We start from the raw sequence: 1,904 nt of genomic DNA on the forward strand, positions 1-1,904 counted from the left end.
TGGCTGGGGGCGCCGCTGGTCGCCGTATCGGACGAGTGGGTCGCGCCCGGGCTCGTCGCGGCGTGCGACGGGCTGGCCGAAGTGGCGTGCCGGGACGGCGAGTTGACCGCCGAGGGGTTGCTGCTGTGGCTCTTGGTCGGTTCCCCGGGGAGCGGGGCGCCGGGCAGTTCGTTGCGCGGGGCCTCGCCGGGGCCGGGGACGACCACACGGCTGGAGTCGCGCACCGCACCGCCGAGCAGCGAGCCGATGAGCAGGGTGAGACCGATCGAGACCGCTGTGACCAGGGCGCCGCGGCGCAGGACGTAGCGGCGCAGTTCCCAGATGTCGGCGCGGGGTCCGAGGCGGCGCCAGGCGTTGCCGGCGAGGCGGCCGTCGATGGAGTAGACGGGAGCGCCGGCGATGATCAGCGGGGACCAGGCGGCGAGGTAGATGATGTCGGGGGCGTCGTAGGCGGGAACGGTCTTCCAGCTGACGGTGACGATGAGCGCGGCCGAGAGCAGCGCGCCGCCGACCGCCGCGACCCGCTGCCACAGGCCGAGGATCGTCAGGACGCCCACGATGACCTGGGCGAAGGCGATGACGAGGCCGGAGCCGACGGGGTGCTGGAGGGCGAACTGCCGTAGTGGCTCGGCGACTTCCCAGGGGTGCAGGGTGTTGAGCCACTTCACCATGGAGCCGCGTTTGCCGCCGTCGAAGTAGACGGGGTCGCACAGCTTGCCCATGCCGGCGTAGATGGAGATGAAGCCGAGGAAGATACGGAGAGGGAGAAGGACGACTCCGAGGTTCATCCGGCGGCCCGGGTAATAGGCGTGCCGTACCGGGTCGTTGGGGTGTCGTCCGGTGCGCTGCTCGCTGTCGCCGTTCGCCCCGAAGTCCTCGAACTCCCCGTCTCCGTAGGCGGGTTCGTCGTAGGCGCTGCCCACGGTCCGCATCTGCGGCAGGAGTCGGTTCTCGCCGGTGTCGTGGGCGTGGCCGCGCTGGGCGCCGACGATGGGGGTTTCGAGGGTCTGCGCGGTCAGATCGCCGTCGTAGCCGCCGCCGTAACCGCCGTCCTGGATACGGGGGATGACCTGCGTGGCGCCGGCGTCGCCGGCCGGCTGCTCGCCGTGGCGGACGCCGCTGCCCCGCACGGCCTGCAGGAGCCGGTGGGCGCCGGTGTCGTCCGGGGCGGACTTGCCGCTCCAGACGACAGCCCGCCGGCGGGCGCCGCCCGGGCCGGTCGCGGGCATCCGGGCGGTGTCCTCGGCGGTGCTCAACTGCCGTGCGAGGCGCGGGTTTTGGGTGCGCGTCGAGGCGCCCAGCTGCACGCGGAAACTCGCATGGTTGACGATGACCTGGGCCGGATCGCTCGGCACCTTCACCATGCTCAGCGCGGGAGCGTCGTCCAACCCGGACTGGAATCCGGACGAGCGGTCCCCCGTGGGTGTGCGGGGTGTTCTGGTGTCCACACTCATCTAACCGAGTGACGTGTGTTTAGGACACTGCTTTGACTTGCCGGATGTGTCCGGACAGCGTCAAGCTCGCCCTCGCACCCCAGATTGCCCCGAGTGGGTGACCGCGCCGAACGTCCGTTCAGCTACGCCGACGGGCAGCCTCGTAGAGCACAACCCCCGCCGCGACACCGGCGTTCAGCGACTCCGCGCCACCCGGCATCGGAATCCGCACCCGGTAGTCGCAGGTCTCGCCGACGAGGCGGGACAGGCCCTTGCCCTCGCTGCCGACGACGATGACCACCGGGCCCCCCAGGGCGGGGAGTTCGCCGATCTCGGCCTCTCCGTCGGCGGCCAGGCCGACGACGGCGATGCCGGCCTTCTTGTACGCCTCCAGCGCGCGCGTCAGGTTCGTCGCGCGGGCGACGGGCGTACGGGCCGCCGTACCGGCCGACGTCTTCCAGGCGCCGGCGG

At 72.0% G+C, this 1,904-nt stretch carries 2 protein-coding genes; both read right to left on the reverse strand.

Annotated features, from left to right (window positions below; genetic code table 11):
• A partial coding sequence (locus R6V09_RS52055) for a DoxX family protein (RefSeq protein WP_317888389.1) occupies nt 1-1,454 on the reverse strand: 1,454 nt, incomplete at its 3' end.
• Between the two features lie 118 nt (nt 1,455-1,572).
• A partial coding sequence (locus R6V09_RS52060; RefSeq protein WP_317888390.1) for a TrmH family RNA methyltransferase occupies nt 1,573-1,904 on the reverse strand: 332 nt, incomplete at its 5' end.

This window comes from Streptomyces sp. W16 (assembly GCF_033194735.1).
Lineage (GTDB): Bacteria > Actinomycetota > Actinomycetes > Streptomycetales > Streptomycetaceae > Streptomyces.